The organism is Allobosea sp. NPDC003192, assembly GCF_050275675.1.
Taxonomy (GTDB): domain Bacteria; phylum Pseudomonadota; class Alphaproteobacteria; order Rhizobiales; family Beijerinckiaceae; genus Allobosea.
Genome location: NZ_JBNNPK010000029.1, coordinates 26,561 through 42,506, shown reverse-complemented (window position 1 = coordinate 42,506; position 15,946 = coordinate 26,561). Strand labels below are relative to the sequence as shown.

Genomic DNA, 15,946 nt, shown 5'->3' with positions numbered 1-15,946 from the left:
GCGTCTCTATTTGGTCGTGACGGTTGTCCTATCCCGCACCGGGGTGTAAGGGGGCGGTCACAGCCATCCTCGGCGGGGGGCTTGGGGCAGGCGCGGGGCGAACGCGCCCGGACGCCATCCGCCATCATCATCCAAGACGGAGCACCCGCATGTCCGCCACGTTCGAGACGGTCGCCGGCATCATTTCGGAAACTTGCGACATTCCTCGCGAGAAGATCACGCCCCAGAGCCATGCGATCGACGATCTCGGCATCGACTCCCTCGCCTTCCTCGACATCGCCTTCGCGATCGACAAGGCCTTCGGCATCAAGCTGCCGCTGGAGCAGTGGACCCAGGAAGTGAACGAGGGCAAGGCGCCGGCCGAGCAGTATTTCGTGCTCGAGAACCTGTGCAAGCGCATCGACGACCTCGTCGCCGCCAAGGCCGCCTGAACAAGCTTCGGCCCGGAAGGGTCGCCGCTGGATACTGAAACGCCGCAAGCGGGGCCCGACCCCGATCGCGGCGAGACGGGTTGGAACCGCATGCGCCTCGAATATTTCGACATGATCGACAAGGTCGAGAGCTTCGATCCGGCGAGCAAGCGGATTGTGACCCGCTCGACGGTTCCGACACAGAGCCCGGTCTTCGAGGGCCATTTCCCCGGCCACCCGCTCGTTCCCGGCGTCCTGCTCACCGAGACCATGGCGCAGGCCTCGGGCTATCTGCTGCTCGGCCTCAACGGCCTGACGCAGATGCCCTTCCTGATGATGGTCGACAAGGCACGCTTCCGCACCTTCGTCGAACCCGACGCCGTGCTCGACGTCAGCGCCGAGCTCGTTCATGAGGGCTCCGGCTACGCTGCGACAAAGGCGAAGATCGCGATCGCCGGCAAGCCGATCTGCGATGCCGAACTGCGCTTCCGCCTGATGCCGTTCCCCGCCGATATGCGCACCTTGATGCAGAGCCGCATCGCTGCCATCGGCCTCTCCCCGGAGGCAGCCTGACATGGCCCGCGACGTCGTCATCACCGGTATCGGCCTCGCCTCCAGCCTGGGCGAGGGCATCGAAGCGCACGCACAGGCACTCACCTCCAATACGGTGCCGGTCATCGATAACGGGAGCTTTGCGCCCTATCCGCTGCATCCGCTGAAGCCGCTCGAGCTCGACAAGCAGATCCCCAAGAAGTCCGACCAGCGCCAGATGGAGCCCTGGCAGCGCCTCGGCGTCTATGCCGCCGGCCTTGCCCTCGACGATGCCGGACTGAAGGAGGACGCGGAGGCCAAGAGCCAGCTCCAGGTCATCGTCGCTGCCGGCGGCGGCGAGCGCGACCATGCCGTTGACGCCGCCGTGCTGACTGGCCTGCGCAACGCCAATCAGCCCGGCGCTTTCCTCAACGAGCGGCTGATGAGCGATCTGCGGCCGACCCTGTTCCTGGCCCAGCTCTCCAACCTGCTCGCCGGCAATATCGGCATCGTCCACGGCATCACCGGCGCCTCGCGCACCCTGATGGGCGAGGAACAGGCCGGCGTCGACGCGATCCGCACCGCCCGGGCTCGTATCGCGGCCGGCCAGGCCGACGTCATCCTCGTCGGCGGCGCCTACAACGCCGAGCGCCGCGACATGCTGCTGCTGCTCGAGCTCGGCGGCTTTCTGCGCGCCGCGGATTTCGCTCCCGTCTTTGCCCGCAGCGACGTGCCCGGCATCATCACCGGCAGCGCCGGCGCCTTCCTCGTGCTCGAATCGGCCGAGCGAGCCGCGGCCCGCGGCGCCAGGGCCCATGCCCGCCTCAGCCATGCCGGCGCCCATCGCAGCCGCCGCCAGCCCGGCTCAGTCGCCAAGGCGCTCGACGAATTGCTCGCCGGTTTCGGCCCGCTCGCATCGGATGCACTCGCGATCTCGGCCGCAACCGGATGCGCCGGGATCACCGCGGAGGAGGCGGCTGCGATCGCCAAGGCCGCGCCGGACGCGCGCCGCATCGCCGCTGGCGACCTCGTCGGGCATTCGCTCGAAGCCGCTTTCCCGGTCTCGGTCGCGCTGGCTGCAGCCGCGCTCTCGACCGGCGCGGCGAATGAGGCGATCGTCACCGGCGCGGCGCATTGGCGTGGCGAGGGCGCCGCCCGTCTGGTCAAGGCTTGAGGAGAGCGTCATGGGTGCAAGCCATCGCGACAGCCAGGGCCGGCCGATCGTCGCCGTCACCGGCCTCGGCATCGTCACCTCGCTCGGCCAGGGCAAGGACGCCAACTGGGAGGCCCTGACCGCGGGCCGCTCCGGCATCCATCGCATCGAGCGCTTCCCGACCGAGGGCCTGCGCACCACCATCGCCGCGACCGTCGATTTCCTGTTCGACGGCTCCGTCGCCGCCCCCGAGCTTTCCGAGAAGCTCGCCACGCTCGCAGCCGAGGAGGCCGTGGCACAGAGCGGCCTAGGCGAGACCGGCGATTTCCCCGGTGAGCTCTTCATGGCGGTGCCGCCGGTCGAGATGGAATGGCCGCAGAAGCAGGAGCTGGCGCAGGCCGTCGACGGCGATGCCGATTATGACGCGCTGCTGCGTGTCGCCGCCCGCCATAAGCACCAGGCGATGCACGAACTCTTCCTGTTTGGCGGCGTCGCCGAGCATATCGCCGAGAAATTCGGCACCAAGGGTTCGCCGATCTCGCTCTCGACCGCCTGCTCCTCGGGCGCGACCGCGATCCAGATGGGCGTAGAGGCGATCAGAAGGGGCGAGACTGAAGCTGCCTTGTGCATAGGAACCGACGGCTCGGTCCATGCCGAGGCGCTGATCCGCTTCTCGCTGCTCTCGGCGCTGTCGACGCAGAACGACCCGCCCGAAGGCGCCGCCAAGCCGTTCTCGAAGAACCGCGACGGCTTCGTCATGGGCGAGGGCGCCGGCGCGCTGGTGCTGGAGGATTACGACCACGCGCTGGCGCGTGGTGCCACGATCCTCGGCGTCGTCGCCGGCTGCGGCGAGCGCGGCGACGGCTTCCACCGCACCCGCTCGAGCCCGGACGGCAAGCCCGCGATCCTCGCCATGCAGGATGCCCTCGCCGATGCCGGCCTCACCCCTGATGATGTCGACTACATCAACGCCCACGGCACCTCGACGCCGGAGAACGACAAGATGGAGGCGATGAGCTGCTCGGCCGTCTTCGGCGAGCGCATGGCCAAGCTGCCGATCTCATCGAACAAGTCGATGCTCGGCCATACGCTGACCGCCGCCGGCGCGGTCGAGGCGGTGATCTCGCTCCTGACCATCGCCAATGGCCGGATACCGCCGACGATCAACTACAACACGCCGGATCCGGCGATCGCGCTCGACGTCATCCCGAACGAGGCCCGCGACGCCAAGGTCCGCACCGTGCTGTCGAACTCCTTCGGTTTCGGCGGCCAGAACACCTGCCTCGTCCTGACCGCCGGGCCGTCGGCGGCATGACCCGGGTCCTGGTCACCGGCGGCGCCAAGGGCGTCGGCGCCGCGATCGTCCGGGCGCTCGTGGCTGCCGGCCACGATGTCGATTTCACCTATCGCTCCTCCGGCGAGCAGGCGCAGGCGCTCGCCGCTGAGATCGCGGAGACCGCGCCGGGCCAGAGCGTGCGCGCCTTGCCGCTCGATCTTTCCGACAAGGCCGCGCTCGACGCCTTCTGCGAGCAATGCGAGGGCGAATCTTGGTTCGGCCTCGTCCACAATGCCGGCCAGCCCTATGACACGCTCGCCGCCATGCTGGTGCAGGACAAGGCCGAAGCGGCGATGCAGGTCAATTTCTGGGCCTTCACCCGCCTCGCCAAGAGCCTGATGCGCGGCATGATCCGCGCCAAGGCCGGCCGCATCGTCGCGATCGGCTCGGTCGCGGCGCTGCGCGGCAATCCCGGCAACGCTGCCTATGCGGCGTCCAAGGGTGCGCTGATCTCCTACGCCAAGACGCTCGCGGTCGAGACCGGCAAGCGCGGCGTCACCGTCAACGTGATCGCGCCGGGCTTCGTCGACACCGACATGATGGCGCCCTACGCCGCCTATCGCGACAGGATGGAAGGCCAGATCCCGGCCGGCCGCTTCGCCCGGCCAGAGGAAGTCGCCGGCCTCACCGCTTTCCTTATGAGCCCGCCGGCCGCCTACATCACCGGCACCGTACTGCCCATCGACGGCGGCCTGACCGCCCATCTCGGCGTGCATCGCTGAGAGTGCTCCAGCGCTTCACGTGAAACATGGTGAACGCGCAGCGCTTGGCGCCGCGTCGTGAACCGCTTATGTTCATCGTGAACCGGAGTGAACCATCATGACGGCAGCCTTCACCATCCGCCTCGATGACGAGACCCTCGCCAAGCTCGACGCGCTGGCGGCCGACACCGACCGCTCGCGCAACTGGCTCGCAGCCAAGGCGATCGAGAACTATGTCGAACTCAACGCTTGGCAGATCGAGCAGATCAAGGCCGGCCTAGCTGAAGCCGACCGCGGCGAATTCGTCAGCGAAGCCGATCTTGATGCGATCGAGGCCGAAATCCAGGCCAAGATCGACCGTCAATGAAAGTTGTCTGGACGCCGCGCGCGCAACGCAATCTGCGTGATGCCGCGCGATATCTGACGCAGTTCAATCCGCATGCTGCGCTCGCGATGGTGCAAACCATCCGCTCAGCACCGCAGCAGATCCTCCGCCATCCCGCAAGCGGGCGGCCCGGACGAGTCGACGGCACCCGGGAGCTTGTGATCACCGGCACCTCCTACATCCTGCCGTACCGTGTGCATCACGGCGCCATCGAAATCCTCGCTGTCATACACTCTTCCCGGCAATGGCCGGACCAGCTCTGAAAGACCAAGACCGATGCTCTCGCTCCAGCTCCATGGCGACCGCGATCTCCGCCTCGAACAGATCGAGCCGCCGCCGCCGCCCGCTCCCGGCGAGGTCCAGATCCGCGTGCGCGCCGTCGGGCTTAACTATCTCGACCTCTGGGGCTTCCGCGGCATGGCCTTCGCCAAGCGCAAGATGCCGCAGGCGGCCGGCGTCGAGGCCGCCGGCGAGGTCGTCGCGGTCGGCGAGGGCGTCTCGCGCTTCCGCGAGGGCGACACGGTGACGATGTACGGCGCCGAGACCTGCGGCCATTGCAAGGCTTGCCGCGAGGGGCGCGACAATCTCTGCGAGAACGTCGCGGGTATCATGGGCTTCCATATCGACGGCTTCGCCCGCGAGCTGATCAACCGGCCCGAACGCCTGGTGATCAAGGCGCCGAAGGGCGTCTCCTTCGAGGACGCCGCCTGCGCGCCGATCGGCTTCGGCACGGTCCAGCACATGCTGTTCGACAATGCCAAGCTCGAGCCCGGCGAGTCGGTGCTGGTCCATGCCGGCGGCTCCGGCATCGGCACGGCGGCGATCCTGATGGCCAAGGCGATCGGCTGCACCGTCTACACCACCGTCGGCGACGACGAGAAGGGCGAGAAGGCCAAGGCGCTCGGCGCCGATTTCGTCGTCAACTACAAGACCGAGCGCTTCGAGGGCGAGGTCCGGCGCCTGACCAAGCGCAAGGGCGTCGATGTCGTCTTCGAGCATGTCGGCGCCGACACCTGGAACGGCTCGCTGCTCTGCCTGAAGCGCGGCGGCCGGCTCGTCACCTGCGGCGCCACCTCCGGCGCCTCGACGACGATGAACCTGATGCAGCTCTTCCAGCAGCAATACCGGATCACCGGCTCCTTCGGCTGCCGGATCGAGAACATCTCGCAATCGCTGGAGAAGATGGCAGGCGGCATGAAGCCGGTGATCGATTCGGTCTTCCCGCTCGCGCAGTTCGAGCAGGGCCTCGCCCGGATCGAGGGCCGCAAGGTCTTCGGCAAGGTCATCGTCACGCTCTGAGACAATGCCGTCAGCCGGCGCCGACTTGACGCGCCGGCCGCAATCCCGCAAGTCGCGCCGCAATGGCGGGGTCCTTCCCGGACGCTGCGCCGGCGGACCGGACGGGGACCTTTGAGGCAGCTGAAGCAATTCGCGACGCGCATCGGCGCTGCGCTGATGATCGGGCTGATCCGCGCGGTCTTCGCCTTCCTGCGCGCGCTCGGGCCGGAGCGGGCCTCCGATCTCGGCGGCTGGCTGCTGCGCACGGCAAGCCCGCTGATCCCGGTCAACCGCGTCGCCTATGCCAATGTCCGCGCCGCCTACCCCGGCATTGCGGATGAAGAGGCCAGGCGCCTCGTCCGCGGTGGCTGGGAGAATCTCGGCCGCACCGTCGCCGAATACGCCCATCTCAAGACATTGTTCGACTATGACTACCACAACCCCGATCCGAACGGCCGGATCGAGGTCGTCGGCATCGAGCACTTCATCGCGCTGAAGGACGACGACAAGCCGGGGCTGATCTTCTCGGCCCATCTCGGCAATTGGGAGCTGCCGGCGATCTGCGCCGCCACCTACGACCTCGACACCACCGCCGTCTTCCGCGCGCCCAACGACCCGGCCATCGCCGCCGTCGTCCATGAGATCCGCTCCGGCGCCATGGGCGGCCTCGCCGCCGCCAAGCAGGGCGCCGCCTTCGCCATGCAGGGCGTGCTCGAGAATGGCGGCCATCTCGGCATGCTGATCGACCAGCATTTCACCCGCGGCGTGGTCGTGCCCTTCCTCGGCCGGCCGGCGCTGACCAATCCGATCCTCGGCAAGTTCGCCCGCCGCTTCGAATGCCCGGTCCATGGCGTGCGCGTCGTCCGCTTGCCGAACCGGCGCTTCCGCATCGAGCTGACACCGCCGCTCGACCTGCCGCGCGACGCCAATGGCGAGATCGACGTCACCGGCGCCATGGCGATGATGACCGCCGTGGTCGACGGCTGGGTCCGCGAGCATCCCGAGCAATGGCTCTGGATGCACCGGCGCTGGCGCCCGAACCTGATTGGTGCCGAGGCCCTGGCACGTTTTCGCGATCAGGCGCCGCAGGAGCCTGTTTTCAAGGCAACGTGATTTCCAATTGAGTGGAGAGTAGCGCTTTTGGTAACCGCCTGCTTCTATACAGGCGTCGAGTTCGAATGATGGTCCGCCACATCAGCAACATCGCTGCCGCCGCTGCCCTCCTGCTCCTGGCAGGATTGCCGGCGCATGCGCAGCAGCCTGCCGCCCGGCCGCAGGCGGTGGTCGAACTCTTCACCAGCCAGGGCTGCTCCTCCTGTCCGGCTGCGGACGCGCTCTTCACCGAGCTCGCCAAGGATCCCAAGCTGATCACGCTGACCTTGCCAGTGACCTATTGGGACTATCTCGGCTGGAAGGACACGCTCGGCCAGGAAGTCTTCAGCAAGCGCCAGAAGCTCTATGCCAAGGCACGCGGCGACGGCCAGATCTATACACCTCAGGCCGTGGTCAACGGCACCGCCCATATCGTCGGCTCCGACAAGGGCGGCATCGACAAGCTCGTCAAGGAGCAGGGCAAGGACGGTTTCCCGGTCAAGATCGACCTGACCGAGGCTGACGGCGCGCTGCGTATCACTCTGGGCACCGCCCCATTCACCAGCGAGAAGCCGGCCGTGGTCCTGCTGCTGCAGGTCAGCCGCACCGCGACCGTGCCGATCGAGCGCGGCGAGAACAGCGGCAAGACCGTGACCTATGCCAATGTCGTGCGCGGCATCAGCCGGATCGGCGAGTGGAAGGGAGAGGCTGCGACCCTGACCGTACCGCTCGAGACCGTTCGTAGCGCGGCGAAGGCCGATTCCTATGTCGTGCTGGTCCAGGGCGATCCCTATGCCCGCCAGAGCGCGATCCTCGGCGCCGCTCGCGGCCCGGCGAAGTAGACGCCAAAAGTAAACCGGCCCCTTAGAGAATCACCACCTTGTTGGGCAGCTCGTCGACATCGTCGGCAGCCGGCGGCGCATGGGCCGCGAGCACGGCGCCGACATCGCGCACCGCAGCGATCAGCCCCTCGCGCAAGGCGTCCTGCGCCGCCGCCGCAAGCAGCGGCTCGACGATCTTCTGCCAGGCCTCGCCGTCGACCTTGGCCGAGATGCCGGCATCGGCGACGACCTCTGCATAACGCTCCTGCACGGCGATATAGAGCAGCACGCCGGTGCGTCCGCGCGTCAACGTCAGCCCACGCGCGGTGAATTCGCGCAGCGCCGTCTCATGCGCCTGCCGCCGCTTGACGAAGCCGGGCACGAAGCGGCCGCCACGGCCATACCAAAGCAGGGTCGCCAGCAGCAGTGCCGCCGCGATCAGCTGCGTCAGGAAGATGCTCGCGGCGCTCAGCGTCGTTAGCAGCAGGAACGGCCAGGGCACGAACAAAGAGAGCGCCAGCGCCAGCACCAGCGGCACTGCGACATAGCTGCCGGCCGCCCGATCGACGACGACGACGATCTCGCCGGAGGTCTGCCGCTCGGCCTCGCGCACCGCTTCGGCGATGGCGTCGCGATCGTCGGAATTCAGCATCTCACCAATCCCCTGAAGCCCCGCCGCCGCCGGACGAGCCGCCGCCACCCGAGAACCCGCCCGAACTCGACCCGCCTCCCCAACCGGAACTCCAGCCGCCCGAGGACGAGCCGCCACTCCAGCCCGAGCCGCCGGAGGGCGGCAGCACGATCCAGCGTCCGTCCCGCGTCCGGTGCCGGCGCGCTCCGCCCGAGGAGCGGCCGAGCTCCTGCATGAAGCTCACGATCAGGATGAACACCATGATCATGACGAAAATCACCGCAGCGGTCTCGGCCCAGGAGGATTCGTCGCTGCGAATCTGCGCCCGCCGCTGCCATTCCTCGGCATCGCCGGTCAGGATCGACAGGATCGCGTCGACGCCACCCTCGATTCCTCCCGCGAAATCGCCGTTCTTGAACTTGGGCGCGACCGCGGTGGTGATGATCACCTTGGAGAGCGCGTCGGTCAGCGCGCCTTCCAGCCCGTAGCCCACATCGATGCGCACCTTGCGCTCGTTCGGTGCGACGAGGAGCAGCACGCCGTTGTTCTTCGCCTTGTCGCCGAGCTTCCAGGCCCGGAATAGGCCGTTGGCGAATTCCTCGATCGGATAGCCCTGCAGCGACGGCAGTGTCGCGACCACGACCTGGTCGCTGGTCTTCTCCTCATGCGCTTTCAGCTTCTGCTCGATCCGACTGAAGGCCTCGGCGCTGAGCAAGTTCGAATTGTCGACGATGCGGCCGGTGAGAGCGGGGTAGTTCGGATCGGCAGCGGCGGCGAGGAATGGGAAGAGGAGGAAAAGGAGCAGAACGGCGAGCAAGCGCCGCGGTGGCGCTGCCAGCCCAGGCACGCGCGCCTCTCTTCCCCCTTGTAGGGGAGAGCTGGAGAGGGGGGTAGCCAGCCGCGAGGGAAAACGCCTCGCTTTACCCGCCAGCACACCAGGCCAGGAACAGAGCGCTGCAAGACACCCCTCCCAACCCTCTCCCACAAGGGGGGAGGGATTCCGGCGAGCCCGCCATACGAACATTCGCATCAGCGGCCGCCGGACCGCTCAGAACTTCACCGCCGGCGGCCGTTCCGCTCCGGCCGTCGCCGAGAAGCTCTCCATCGGCTTGGCGCCCCAGAACAGCCGGGCCCAGATCACGCCCGGAAAGGTGCGGATCTCGGTGTTGAAGGCCTGCACCGCCTGGATGTAGTCGCGGCGGGCAACGGCAACCCGATTCTCGGTGCCTTCGAGCTGCGATTGCAGCGCCAGGAAGTTCTGGTTCGACTTCAGCTCGGGATAGCGCTCGACCGTCACCATCAGGCGCCCGAGCGCACCGCTGAGCTGGTTCTGGGCGTCCTGGTATTCCTTGAACTTGGCGGGGTCGGTGATGGTGGAGGCATCGACCTTGACCTGCGTGGCCTTGGCGCGCGCCTCGATCACCTGGGTCAGGACCTCGCGCTCCTGCTGGGCATAGCCCTTCACCGTCTCGACCAGATTCGGGATCAGGTCGGCGCGGCGCTGATACTGGTTCTGCACCTCGCCCCAGGCCGCCTTCGCCTTCTCCTCCAGCGTCGGCACATTGTTGTAGCCGCAGCCCGCCAGCACGAGGCCGAACAGCCCGAGCAGCAGCATGACGAGGGGACGGCGAACCGCCGCAGACTGCGTGAGCACCATGACGAACCCCTTCGGCTTGGCAGGATAAACTTGGCAGGACAAATCAGGCTTCGACCATAGCCGCGCCACCCGGCAGAGCAAACCAGCGCCACAAGCATGGCGCGCAAGCCTGCAAGCGCGCTAGTCTGCGCGGCGATCGAGGAGGAGTGGACCATGCCGCTTACATCGTCCGCATTCGGTACCCGCTCAGTCGTTGCCTTCGGCCTTTGGCTTGCCGCCACGATTGCAGCCCCAGCCCAGACCATGGCGCCTGCCCCGGAAGCCGCCACCGGCCGCACCGCCAAGACGCTCGGCACCGCACAGCGCTACATGGCCGCAGCAGCCAACCCGCTCGCCGCCGCCGCGGGCCGCGAGATCCTGCGCGCCGGCGGCAGCGCGACCGACGCGGCGATCGCGATCCAGCTCGTCCTCAACCTGGTCGAGCCGCAGAGTTCCGGCATCGGCGGCGGCGCCTTCTTCGTCTACTGGGACGAGGCCGGCCGCCAGCTGACGACGCTCGACGGACGCGAGACGGCACCCAAGGCGGCAAAGCCCGAGCGCTTCCTCGGCGCCGACGGCAAGCCGATGAAGTTCGTCGACGCCGTGGTCGGCGGCCGCTCAATCGGTGTCCCCGGCACGGTCCGGCTGCTGGAAGATGCCCATAAGCGCTGGGGCAAGCTGCCCTGGGCCGAGGTCTTCGCCCCGGCGATCAAGCTGGCCGAGGAGGGCTTTGCGATCTCGCCGCGTCTGGGCGGCCTGCTCGCGCTGGAGAAGAATCTCGGCAAGGACGCCCGCGCCGCCGCCTATTTCTACGAGCCCGACGGCAAGCCGAAGGCGGTCGGCACCATGCTGAAGAACCCGGCCTTCGCCACGACGCTCCGCGCTATCGCCGGCCGCGGCGCCGACGCCTTCTATGAGGGCGCGATCGCGCAGGACATCGTCGCGACGGTGACCGGCCACAAGGATAATCCCGGCGACATGACGCTGGACGACCTGTCCGACTACAAGGTCGAGGAGCGCGCCCCGCTCTGCGGCCGCTACCGCGCCTATACGCTCTGCGGCATGGGCCCGCCGAGCTCCGGCGCCGTCGCCCTGCAGCAGATTCTCGGCATGCTGGAGACAAAGGACATCGCCCGCCTCGGCCCGAGCGCTGAAGCCGCGCATATGTTCGCCGAGGCCGGCAAGCTCGCCTTCGCCGACCGGGCGCTCTATCTCGGCGACCCCGCCTTCGTCGGCGTCCCGACCAATGGGCTGATCGACGAGGACTATATCCGCGAACGCGCCAAGCTGATCAGCCCGGACAAGGCGATGGCCAAGGCCGGCGCCGGCACCCCGCCGAACAAGCGCGCCTTCCTGTTCGCGCCGTCCGAGGGCGTCGAGAACGGCACCAGCCATATCTCGGTGATCGACGCCGCCGGCAATGCCGTCTCGATGACGACGACGATCGAGGACGGCTTCGGCTCGCGCCTGATGACCAAGGGCGGCTTCCTGCTCAACAACGAATTGACCGACTTCTCCTTCGCGCCCGCTGAGGACGGCAAGCCGGTCGCAAACCGGGTCGAGCCCGGCAAGCGGCCGCGTTCCTCGATGGCGCCGACCATCGTTTTCGACGCCTTCGGCCGGCTCTACGCCGTCACAGGCTCGCCCGGCGGCAGCCAGATCATCGGCTATGTCGCCAAGACGCTGGTCGCCCTGCTCGACTGGAAGATGGATCCGCAGCGCGCCGTCGACCTCGCCAATTTCGGCAACCGCAACGGCCCGACCGAACTGGAGAAGGGCAGCGAGGCGGAAGCCTGGAAGGCCGCTCTGGAAGCCAGGGGCCACGAGGTCAGGCTGATCGACATGACCTCCGGCATCCAGGCGATCGTCAAGACGCCGGAAGGCTATCTCGGCGGCGCCGACGGGCGGCGCGAGGGCGTGGCGATAGGCGATTGAGAACCAGTATTAGGAACAGCGCGACAGGCGCCGTGAAGGTTTGCCGCGTTCCGACCAGACCAATACATCGCCGTCGCGCGCGAGGCTGATACGGCGCTTCTCGGTCATACCCTCACCGTGGCAGGTCGCCGCGATGTCCCAGCGGCCATTGCCACCACCGACGCGGTCGAAGCTGCAGTAGAATTCGTAGCCATCCACGCGGCGCGCGGTGAAGCGCATGGGGATTTCGTCGGTCGTACCGAGCTTGTTGCGGCACCAGGCGGCTTCATGCGCCCAGCGGCCAGCATAAGCGGGCTGCTGGGCAGCCGCAGTGTGAATAAGTCCGAGCGAGGAGAGGCTGATGAGCAAGACATAGCGAAGCATGGCATCCCCCATCATGGTGACGATGCCGGATTTGCTGAAATCAGACGGGTTTTGTCGAGATCAGCGTTGCGCAGGCTGCTTCGGCTCGCCGCCCGCCCCGCGCCCGGCGATCAGCCAGTAGACGAAGCCGGTCGCGGCACCGACCAGGAAGAGCGCCGACACGACCTGCATCTCGCCGGCGCTCGGCGCCCTGGCCATGCCAAGCATGGCGAGCGGCAGGATCGCGGCCAGAAGGCCGGTGAGGCCGCTCTGGATCAGACCGCTGCGAAAGCGGAAGAGCTCGGACGCGATCGCGACCAGCACCACCGGCAGCACCAGGATGGCGAAGCCGAGCCGGCCGAGCAGGGAAAAGGCCGCTTCCGCCGTCGGGCCGGGATCGAAGCCGCGTTCGGCCTGGTCGAACAGCGCCGAGAGCAGGCGATCGAAGCCACCCCCGATCAACAGGCCAAGATCAGGTGAGGCGACGCCTGCGATCAGCAGCGCGACCAGCCCGGAGCCGACGGCAAACAGCAGCGCGAACGGGATCAACAGCAGCCAGCGCAGCATGTCAGTGCGTAGCTGCCGCGGCGTCGACTTCGCCCTGCTCCAGCATCAGCCGGGCCCGGGCCGAGAGCTTCTCGGTCTCGCTCTTGAGCTGGCCGCAAGCGGCGAGGATGTCGCGGCCACGCGGCGTGCGCACCGGCGAGGCGTAACCCGCCCTGAACACGATCTCGGAGAAGCGCTCGATTCGCTCCCAGTCCGAGCACTCGTATTTGGTGCCGGGCCAGGGATTGAACGGGATCAGGTTGATCTTGGCCGGGATGCCCTTGAGCAGGCGCACCAGCTCGCGCGCCTCGGCGTCGCTGTCGTTGACGCCCTTGAGCATGACGTATTCAAACGTGATGCGTTTCGCGTTCGATAACCCCGGATAGTTCCGGCAGGCGTCGAGCAGGTCCTTGATCGGGTACTTCTTGTTGAGCGGCACCAGCTCGTTGCGCAGATCGTCGCGCACCGCATGCAGCGAGATCGCCAGCATCGTACCCATCTCGTCGCCGAGCGGGCCGATCTGCGGCACGACGCCCGAAGTCGAGACGGTGATGCGCCGGCGGCCGAGCGACAGGCCCTGATCATCGGTGATCACGCCGATCGCATCGCGCACGCCGTCGAAATTATAGAGCGGCTCGCCCATGCCCATGAAGACGATGTTCGAGACGAAGCGCCCGCCGTCATTGGGAACGAAGGCGCCGTCCGGCGCACTGCGGTTCGGGAAGTCGCCGAGCCGGTCGCGCGCCACCATCAATTGCGTGACGATCTCCTCGGTGGTGAGGTTGCGCACCAGGCGCTGCGTGCCGGTATGGCAGAAGGTGCAGGTCAGCGTGCAACCGACCTGGCTGGAGACGCAGAGCGTGCCGCGGTCGACCTCGGGAATGTAGACGCATTCGATCTCGGCGCCGCGGTCTCGCGGACCGGTCGGCGCCATCCGCAGCAGCCATTTGCGGGTTCCGTCGCTGGAGATCTGCTCGGCGGTGACCTCCGGCAGGTCGAGCGAGAAGCGCTCGGCGAGCTGCGCGCGCAGGCCCTTGCCGATCGTCGTCATCTCCTGGAAGTCGCGGACGCCGTAATGGTAGATCCAGTTCCAGAGCTGGCCGACGCGCATGCGCCGCTCCTTCTCGGGAACGCCGATCTCGGCCAGCGCCGCATCCAGGCCCGCGCGCGTGCGCCCGGCCAGCGAGGGCCGCCGCACAACAGGTTCAGCCGCCGGAGCGGCGGCTTCAGCAACAGAGAGATTCATCGGAACTCGGCTCGCAACGGGCGGCTCCCGCCCGGAATTGGCCGCCTCATAACATAACGGCGGCTAATCGCGAAATTGCCTTACTTGCAGGCGTCCTCGGCCCGCTTGACGATCTGCGAGATGCCGGCGAGCGAATACTTGTCGCTGGTCGCATTGCCGCGCTTCGAGGTGCCCTTGATCTCGAGGCCCGAACCCTTGCGCAGCGCATCGAGCATGCGGCCTTCCTCGGCCGGGTTCTTCAGCCAGACATTCTGGCCCTTGGCGACGAGCGCGAAGCGGTCACTGCCGATGATCGCCTGATGCTCGACGTCTTCCTTGAGGTCGAAATTCATGACGAGGCTGATCTCGTTGCGCACACCCTCGCCGGGCCGGCTGGAGATGAACAGCAAGCCCTCGACATCCTTGAGATTGGCAGGAGTGCGGCTTTCGGCCTTGGACAGGGCATAGCAGATCTTGGAGCGGCCCTGCTGCGAAGAGAAAGCCTGCCATTTGCCAGCGGTTTCGAGCAGCAGCGCCTGGCCCTGGCCACCAGCCGCAGCGGGCTTCGCCGGCGCGGGCTTGCTGGCGGCAGCACGCTGTGCCTGCGCCGGAGCGGCCGCAAAGGTCAGAGCCGCCAGGCCGAGCAGGGCGGCGGCCAGGAGCGGGCGGCGGGCGGAAGAGGGAGCCGGAATGCGAATCATGGATCGCCAGTAACCAACAAAAACGTTAACGCCGAATGGAGAATGCGCGGGATCGGCGATCCGGATTGACGCAACGCGTCGGATAGAATGTCACGATCCTGGCGAAAATGCGAACGCCCGCAACAGAGGCAGCGATCGGACGACGCCTTCTCCTTCAATAGTTTAGGGAAGGCTCGGTTTCGTTCGGCCTCAAGCTATGCCAGCCTTGTGCAGCTGCGAAGGAATCGAACGGACGGGAGATCGAGGATCGATGAAGGCGCTGCTGTGCGAGGCCCTCGGGCCGGCTGACACCCTGGTGATCCGCGACCTGCCCGTGCCGCGGCCCGGGCCCGGCGAGATTGCGATCCGGGTCAGCGCCGCGGCGCTCAATTTCTTCGACACGCTGGTGATCCAGGGCCGCTATCAGGTGAAGCCGCCACTGCCATTCTCGCCCTCGGCCGAATGCGCCGGCGTGGTCAGCGCCGTCGGCGAGGGTGTCACGGATTGGCGGGTCGGCGAACGCGTCGCGGCCTGGCTCGGCCATGGTGCCGCACGCGAGATCGTCGTGGTTCCCACTGGGGCCGCCATCCGGATTCCCGACAAGCTCAGCGACGTTCAGGCCGCAGGGCTCTTCGTCACCTATGGCACGGCAATGCACGGGCTGATCCAGCGCGGTGGTATCCAGCCGGGCGAGACGCTCGCCATCCTCGGCGCCGCCGGCGGCGCCGGCCTGGCCGCGGTCGAGATCGGCGCCCTGCTCGGCGCGCGCGTCATCGCCTGCGCCTCCTCGCCGGAGAAGCTGGCGCTCGCCCGCGAGCATGGTGCGGCGGAGGGAATCGACTACGCCGCCAACGATCTGAGGGCAGGGCTGCGGCGCCTCGCTCCCGATGGCCTCGACGCGCTCTATGACACGGTCGGCGGCACGCTCGCCGAGCCGGCATTGCGCTCGATGGGCTGGGGCGGACGCTATCTCGTCGTCGGCTTCGCTGGCGGCGAAATCCCCAGGATCCCTCTCAACCTGCTGCTATTGAAGGGCTGCGACCTGCGCGGCGTGTTCTGGGGCGACTTCGTCCGGCGCGATCCTGCCGGCCACCGCGCCAATATGGAGCGGCTGCTCGCCTGGGCCGCCGCCGGCCAAATCCGCGCCCATGTCCACGGCGCCTATCCCCTGGAGCGGGCGGCCGAGGCGCTGGCGCTGATCGCCGAGCGCAAAGTCCAGGGCAAGGTCGTCCTGACGCCATAGA

General features: G+C 67.6%; 19 protein-coding genes. 12 read left to right on the top strand and 7 right to left on the bottom strand.

What is annotated here, in order from left to right:
* Positions 1 to 149: 149 nt before the first annotated feature.
* The 10 genes from ACQKLX_RS27575 to ACQKLX_RS27530 all read left to right on the top strand — a co-directional run bounded on the left by ACQKLX_RS27575 (position 150) and on the right by ACQKLX_RS27530 (position 7,728).
* On the top strand, positions 150 to 431 hold the full coding sequence (locus ACQKLX_RS27575; protein ID WP_066473700.1) for an acyl carrier protein: 282 nt from the start codon (positions 150 to 152) through the stop codon (positions 429 to 431).
* A 90-nt stretch (positions 432 to 521) separates the two neighbouring features.
* Positions 522 to 983, top strand: coding sequence for an ApeI family dehydratase (locus tag ACQKLX_RS27570; protein ID WP_427364747.1), 462 nt, complete (start codon positions 522 to 524; stop codon positions 981 to 983).
* A 1-nt stretch (position 984) separates the two neighbouring features.
* Positions 985 to 2,115 (top strand): beta-ketoacyl-ACP synthase, encoded by a 1,131-nt coding sequence (locus ACQKLX_RS27565; RefSeq protein WP_427364746.1) that lies wholly within the window; start codon positions 985 to 987, stop codon positions 2,113 to 2,115.
* A gap of 10 nt (positions 2,116 to 2,125) precedes the next feature.
* Positions 2,126 to 3,409 carry a beta-ketoacyl-ACP synthase gene (locus ACQKLX_RS27560; protein WP_427364745.1) on the top strand — a complete coding sequence of 428 codons (1,284 nt, stop codon included), beginning with the start codon at positions 2,126 to 2,128 and terminating at the stop codon, positions 3,407 to 3,409.
* Positions 3,406 to 4,152 carry an SDR family NAD(P)-dependent oxidoreductase gene (locus ACQKLX_RS27555; RefSeq protein ID WP_427364744.1) on the top strand — a complete coding sequence of 249 codons (747 nt, stop codon included), beginning with the start codon at positions 3,406 to 3,408 and terminating at the stop codon, positions 4,150 to 4,152. Before ACQKLX_RS27560 ends, ACQKLX_RS27555 begins: the two co-directional genes overlap by 4 nt.
* Before the next feature lie 97 nt (positions 4,153 to 4,249).
* Positions 4,250 to 4,498, top strand: coding sequence for a CopG family ribbon-helix-helix protein (locus ACQKLX_RS27550; RefSeq protein ID WP_427364743.1), 249 nt, complete (start codon positions 4,250 to 4,252; stop codon positions 4,496 to 4,498).
* A complete protein-coding gene (locus tag ACQKLX_RS27545) occupies positions 4,495 to 4,779 on the top strand; it encodes a type II toxin-antitoxin system RelE/ParE family toxin (RefSeq protein ID WP_427364742.1) in 285 nt (94 codons plus the stop codon). The genes ACQKLX_RS27550 and ACQKLX_RS27545 overlap by 4 nt, the downstream gene beginning before the upstream one ends.
* Positions 4,780 to 4,792: 13 nt before the next feature.
* A complete protein-coding gene (locus ACQKLX_RS27540; RefSeq protein WP_427364741.1) occupies positions 4,793 to 5,815 on the top strand; it encodes a zinc-binding dehydrogenase in 1,023 nt (340 codons plus the stop codon).
* 111 nt (positions 5,816 to 5,926) lie between these two features.
* On the top strand, positions 5,927 to 6,907 hold the full coding sequence (locus tag ACQKLX_RS27535; protein ID WP_427364740.1) for a lipid A biosynthesis lauroyl acyltransferase: 981 nt from the start codon (positions 5,927 to 5,929) through the stop codon (positions 6,905 to 6,907).
* 68 nt (positions 6,908 to 6,975) lie between these two features.
* Positions 6,976 to 7,728, top strand: coding sequence for a DUF1223 domain-containing protein (locus ACQKLX_RS27530; RefSeq protein ID WP_427364739.1), 753 nt, complete (start codon positions 6,976 to 6,978; stop codon positions 7,726 to 7,728).
* Between the two features lie 22 nt (positions 7,729 to 7,750).
* Here the strand turns inward: ACQKLX_RS27530 and ACQKLX_RS27525 are convergent, their stop codons facing one another.
* The 3 genes from ACQKLX_RS27525 to ACQKLX_RS27515 all read right to left on the bottom strand — a co-directional run bounded on the left by ACQKLX_RS27525 (position 7,751) and on the right by ACQKLX_RS27515 (position 9,953).
* The gene (locus ACQKLX_RS27525; RefSeq protein ID WP_152012645.1) at positions 7,751 to 8,359 is read right to left on the bottom strand and encodes a TPM domain-containing protein; all 609 of its coding nucleotides are present in this window, start codon (positions 8,357 to 8,359) and stop codon (positions 7,751 to 7,753) included.
* A gap of 1 nt (position 8,360) precedes the next feature.
* Positions 8,361 to 9,176 (bottom strand): TPM domain-containing protein, encoded by an 816-nt coding sequence (locus tag ACQKLX_RS27520; protein WP_427364771.1) that lies wholly within the window; start codon positions 9,174 to 9,176, stop codon positions 8,361 to 8,363.
* Positions 9,177 to 9,386: 210 nt separating this feature from the next.
* Positions 9,387 to 9,953: a LemA family protein gene (locus ACQKLX_RS27515; RefSeq protein WP_427364770.1), complete on the bottom strand. Its 567-nt coding sequence runs from the start codon at positions 9,951 to 9,953 to the stop codon at positions 9,387 to 9,389.
* 195 nt (positions 9,954 to 10,148) lie between these two features.
* On the opposite strand from ACQKLX_RS27515, the gene ggt reads away from it, so the two are divergent.
* Positions 10,149 to 11,909, top strand: coding sequence for a gamma-glutamyltransferase (ggt, locus tag ACQKLX_RS27510; protein ID WP_427364738.1), 1,761 nt, complete (start codon positions 10,149 to 10,151; stop codon positions 11,907 to 11,909).
* A gap of 9 nt (positions 11,910 to 11,918) precedes the next feature.
* Here the strand turns inward: ggt and ACQKLX_RS27505 are convergent, their stop codons facing one another.
* The 4 genes from ACQKLX_RS27505 to ACQKLX_RS27490 form a co-directional block, all read right to left on the bottom strand.
* Positions 11,919 to 12,272, bottom strand: coding sequence for a hypothetical protein (locus tag ACQKLX_RS27505; protein ID WP_427364737.1), 354 nt, complete (start codon positions 12,270 to 12,272; stop codon positions 11,919 to 11,921).
* A 60-nt stretch (positions 12,273 to 12,332) separates the two neighbouring features.
* The gene (locus ACQKLX_RS27500; protein WP_427364736.1) at positions 12,333 to 12,818 is read right to left on the bottom strand and encodes a hypothetical protein; all 486 of its coding nucleotides are present in this window, start codon (positions 12,816 to 12,818) and stop codon (positions 12,333 to 12,335) included.
* 1 nt (position 12,819) lies between these two features.
* Positions 12,820 to 14,043: a dual-specificity RNA methyltransferase RlmN gene (gene rlmN, locus ACQKLX_RS27495; RefSeq protein ID WP_427364735.1), complete on the bottom strand. Its 1,224-nt coding sequence runs from the start codon at positions 14,041 to 14,043 to the stop codon at positions 12,820 to 12,822.
* Positions 14,044 to 14,123: 80 nt separating this feature from the next.
* Positions 14,124 to 14,723, bottom strand: a complete 600-nt coding sequence (locus ACQKLX_RS27490; RefSeq protein ID WP_427364734.1) for an invasion associated locus B family protein — start codon at positions 14,721 to 14,723, stop codon at positions 14,124 to 14,126.
* A gap of 250 nt (positions 14,724 to 14,973) precedes the next feature.
* Between ACQKLX_RS27490 and ACQKLX_RS27485 the strand changes: the two genes are divergently transcribed.
* Positions 14,974 to 15,945 carry an NADPH:quinone oxidoreductase family protein gene (locus ACQKLX_RS27485; RefSeq protein ID WP_427364733.1) on the top strand — a complete coding sequence of 324 codons (972 nt, stop codon included), beginning with the start codon at positions 14,974 to 14,976 and terminating at the stop codon, positions 15,943 to 15,945.
* The last annotated feature ends 1 nt before the right edge of the window (position 15,946 follow it).

Bases quoted from the DNA above. Each gene is read 5' to 3' on its own strand.
- ACQKLX_RS27575 (WP_066473700.1), top strand. From the start codon at position 150: ATGTCCGCCACGTTCGAGACGGTCGCCGGCATCATTTCGGAAACTTGC.
- ACQKLX_RS27570 (WP_427364747.1), top strand. From the start codon at position 522: ATGCGCCTCGAATATTTCGACATGATCGACAAGGTCGAGAGCTTCGAT.
- ACQKLX_RS27565 (WP_427364746.1), top strand. From the start codon at position 985: ATGGCCCGCGACGTCGTCATCACCGGTATCGGCCTCGCCTCCAGCCTG.
- ACQKLX_RS27560 (WP_427364745.1), top strand. From the start codon at position 2,126: ATGGGTGCAAGCCATCGCGACAGCCAGGGCCGGCCGATCGTCGCCGTC.
- ACQKLX_RS27555 (WP_427364744.1), top strand. From the start codon at position 3,406: ATGACCCGGGTCCTGGTCACCGGCGGCGCCAAGGGCGTCGGCGCCGCG.
- ACQKLX_RS27550 (WP_427364743.1), top strand. From the start codon at position 4,250: ATGACGGCAGCCTTCACCATCCGCCTCGATGACGAGACCCTCGCCAAG.
- ACQKLX_RS27545 (WP_427364742.1), top strand. From the start codon at position 4,495: ATGAAAGTTGTCTGGACGCCGCGCGCGCAACGCAATCTGCGTGATGCC.
- ACQKLX_RS27540 (WP_427364741.1), top strand. From the start codon at position 4,793: ATGCTCTCGCTCCAGCTCCATGGCGACCGCGATCTCCGCCTCGAACAG.
- ACQKLX_RS27530 (WP_427364739.1), top strand. From the start codon at position 6,976: ATGGTCCGCCACATCAGCAACATCGCTGCCGCCGCTGCCCTCCTGCTC.
- ACQKLX_RS27525 (WP_152012645.1), bottom strand. From the start codon at position 8,359: ATGCTGAATTCCGACGATCGCGACGCCATCGCCGAAGCGGTGCGCGAG.
- ACQKLX_RS27515 (WP_427364770.1), bottom strand. From the start codon at position 9,953: ATGCTGCTGCTCGGGCTGTTCGGCCTCGTGCTGGCGGGCTGCGGCTAC.
- ggt (WP_427364738.1), top strand. From the start codon at position 10,149: ATGCCGCTTACATCGTCCGCATTCGGTACCCGCTCAGTCGTTGCCTTC.
- ACQKLX_RS27505 (WP_427364737.1), bottom strand. From the start codon at position 12,272: ATGCTTCGCTATGTCTTGCTCATCAGCCTCTCCTCGCTCGGACTTATT.
- ACQKLX_RS27500 (WP_427364736.1), bottom strand. From the start codon at position 12,818: ATGCTGCGCTGGCTGCTGTTGATCCCGTTCGCGCTGCTGTTTGCCGTC.
- rlmN (WP_427364735.1), bottom strand. From the start codon at position 14,043: ATGAATCTCTCTGTTGCTGAAGCCGCCGCTCCGGCGGCTGAACCTGTT.
- ACQKLX_RS27490 (WP_427364734.1), bottom strand. From the start codon at position 14,723: ATGATTCGCATTCCGGCTCCCTCTTCCGCCCGCCGCCCGCTCCTGGCC.
- ACQKLX_RS27485 (WP_427364733.1), top strand. From the start codon at position 14,974: ATGAAGGCGCTGCTGTGCGAGGCCCTCGGGCCGGCTGACACCCTGGTG.